Raw genomic sequence first — 3,184 nt, 5'->3', positions numbered from 1 at the left:
AGTGTGAGTCTCTGGCGCGAGTGGCGAACCTGGTCGCCCTGGCCGTACTCCAGGGCGGTGTCGGCGGTGAAGACCCGGTCCCGGTCGGTGTCGCGGCGCAGGGTTTCCGGTGTCTGACCGGTGTGCTTGGACAGGATCGCTTCGATCGCCGCGCGCATCCGGACGATCTCGTCGGCCTGCAGGATCAGGTCAGGGATGGTGCCCTGACCGCGAGTCGCGGGCTGATGCAACACGATTCGGGTGTGCGGGAGCATCGAACGATGACCCGCCGCGCCGCCGGCCAGCAGGACGGCGCCGACCGCGATGGCCTGGCCGACGCAGGTGGTGTGCACGGGTGCCTTGATGAAACTCATGGTGTCGTAGACGGCGAGCATCGCCGACAGATCGCCGCCCTCGCAGTTGATGTAGAGGCTGATCGGCTGGCCGGGACTGTCCGATTCCAGGTGCAGCAGCTGGGCGATGAGCGCGTTGGCGACACCGGAATCGATGGGTGTGCCCAGGTAGACGATGCGCTCGCTGAGCAGGTGCGAGTAGATATCGGTGATCCGCTCACCACCGCGATGCTGGGATACGACATTCGGGATCGTGTAGCTGGTCATGGCTGTTCCGCCTCTCCGCGTATTTCGGCCGGGCTCGTCTGCCGCGGGAATCGCGTCGGCGGCAGGCGGTTGGTGATGGGGTCGGGTTGGCTCGTGCCCGGTGAGTTACCCATGTGCTTGCGTGATCGGTTGTTGCTGCGGGGTTTACGCAGTGATGCCGATGCGGTGGCGGTTGGGGACGACCTGGTCGAACGATTCGACGATGTGGTCGATGAATCCGTACTCGAGCGCTTGCGTCGCGGTGAACCAGCGGTCGTGCAGGGAGTCCTCGTAGACGCGGTCGAAGGGTTGGCCGGTGTCGGCGGCGATCAGCCCGAGGACGGTGTCGACGGTGTAGCGCAGATCGTCGGCCTGCACCTCGACTTCCACGGCGCTGCCACCGATACCCGCCGAGCCCTGGTGCATCAGGATGCGGGCGTGCGGCAGGGCGAAGCGGCGGCCCGGCGTTCCCGAGGACAGCAGGAACTGCCCTGCGCTGCACGCCAATCCGAGCGCGAGCGTGGACACCTCGCACGGAACCAGCCGCATGACGTCGCGGATCGCGAGCATCGACGGCACCGAGCCGCCGGGGGAGTGGATCCACAGCGAGATCGGCGCCTCGGGCGATTGCGCCGCCAGGGTCAGCAGCTGCGTGATGAGCAGCGTGCCGTTGTCGTCGTCGAGCGGACCGTCGAGCACGAGGATGCGGCGCCCGAACAGTTGTTCGCGGGCCCGCCAGCTGAACATCGGAGTCTTGTCGTCGTGTGCCATGCGTCCACGGTGCCTCGCGCGCACCGTGATTCGCCGCTTCTGCTGCCCCCAGCAGATCTGCTCACAGCAGCGACACACGCAGGCCGAGCCCGGCGTAATCGAGACGTCGAATCGCACGATTACGCCGGGGCTCGGACAGCGCGAAGGCCCGGCGCGGCGAACTCGCAGCACCGGGCCCTCGGGCGACCGATTACTTGGCGTCGAATTCCCGTGCGCGCAGGGAACGTTCGATACCGGCCCGGCCCTCGGAGACCAGGCGGTAGAGGGCGGGCGGGTGGTCGCCCGCCAGGAACTCGTCGGCCTTGGTGACGGCATCCTCGGTGATCGCCCAGTGCGGGTACAGGCCGATGACGACGGTCTGGGCGACCTCGCTCGAGCGGCGCTCCCACACGGCCGGGATCTCGGCGAAGTACTTGTCCACGTACGGGGCGAGCAGCTCGCCCTGACCGGCGGGCGCGAAGCCGCCGACGATGGCGCGGGCGGTGATGTTGGGCACCGAGTCGTCGCCCATCACCGTCGCCCAGGCCTGTTCCTTCACCTCCGCGATCGGGCGGGCGGTGGCGGCCGCGGCGGCCTGGCGCTTGCCCGCCGCCGTCGGGTCGCCCGCCAGCTCGGCGTCGATGGTCGGCGAGTCCATGCCGTCGGCGTCGATCTGCCCGGCCGCCGCCAGCGCGGTGACGATGCGCCAGCGCAGGTCGGTGTCGACGGTGAGCCCGGTCAGCCCGGCCACGGCCGGATCGCCGTCGAGCAGCTGGGCCAGCACGCCGGTGTGGCGCGGCGCGAGCAATGCCCCGGTCAGCGCGTTGACGAAGGCGAGCTGATGATCCGAGCCCGCCTCGGCCTCGCGGGCCAGCTCGAGCAGCCGGTCGGCGAAACCGGGCGAGCCCTCCTGCTCGGCCCACACCGGATCGGCGTAGCTGGAGATGGCGGTGGCGGCCTGCATGAGCAGCCGCTGCACCACGCCGATCTCGGACTCCGCGCCGATCCCGCGTTGCACCAGCGCGACGAAATCGCGGGCCTTCATCTCGGCCTGGCGGGTCATCTCCCAGGCCGCCGACCAGGCCAGCGTGCGCGGCAGCGAGTCGGCGATGTCACCGACGCGCTGCACGACCACGTCGAGCGAATCGGGGTCGAGGCGCAGCGAGCAGTAGGTGAGGTCGTCGTCGTTGACCAGCACCAGCTTTCCGCGCGGCACGCCCGCCAGCTCGGGCACCTCGGTGCGGCCGGTCGCGTCGAGGTCGAGCTCGGCCCGGTGGGTGCGCACCAGCTTGCCGTCGACATCGTCGTAGACGCCGACCGCGATCCGGTGCACGCGGTGCTCGCCGGCGCCGGGCTCGGCGCCCTCCTGCACCACGGCGAAACTCGAGAACGTGCCGTCCGGCGCGACGAGGAAGTCGGGGCGCAGGATGTTGAGGCCGGTGGTCTTGAGCCACTGCGCGCCCCAGCTCGACAGGTCACGGCCCGACGCCTTCTCCAGCGCCGCGAGCAGATCGTCGAACGTGGCGTTGCCGTAGGCGTGTTCGGCGAAGTAGTCACGCAGACCGGCCAGGAACGGCTGCAGGCCGACATAGGCGACGAGCTGCTTGAGCACCGAAGCGCCCTTGGCGTAGGTGATGCCGTCGAAGTTGACCTCCACCGCGTGCAGGTCCGGGATGTCGGCGGCGATCGGGTGCGTCGAGGGCAGCTGGTCCTGGCGGTAGGCCCAGGACTTCTCCACATTCGCGAAAGTGGTCCAGGCACTGGTGTATTCGGTGGCCTCGGCCTGGCACAGCACCGTGGCGATGGTCGCGAACGACTCGTTCAGCCACAGGTCGTCCCACCACTTCATGGTGACC

The 3,184-nt window shown here is 69.4% G+C and carries 3 protein-coding genes; all 3 read right to left on the bottom strand.

What is annotated here, in order from left to right; all coding sequences use genetic code 11:
• The coding region (locus ACFWPJ_RS28805) for a ClpP family protease (RefSeq protein WP_378856045.1) at positions 1–599 on the bottom strand (599 nt) is incomplete at its 3' end.
• 144 nt (positions 600–743) lie between these two features.
• Entirely contained in the window at positions 744–1,349 is a 606-nt protein-coding gene (locus ACFWPJ_RS28800; RefSeq protein ID WP_189032959.1) for a ClpP family protease, read from the bottom strand.
• Between the two features lie 190 nt (positions 1,350–1,539).
• Positions 1,540–3,184: ERAP1-like C-terminal domain-containing protein (locus ACFWPJ_RS28795; RefSeq protein WP_378856043.1), on the bottom strand; the 1,645-nt coding region annotated here is incomplete at its 5' end.

Source organism: Nocardia sp. NPDC058497 (assembly GCF_042720195.1).
In the GTDB taxonomy this organism is placed as follows: domain Bacteria; phylum Actinomycetota; class Actinomycetes; order Mycobacteriales; family Mycobacteriaceae; genus Nocardia.
Note: the sequence above shows the minus strand (reverse complement) of the source record. Positions and strands in the feature narration are given on the sequence as shown.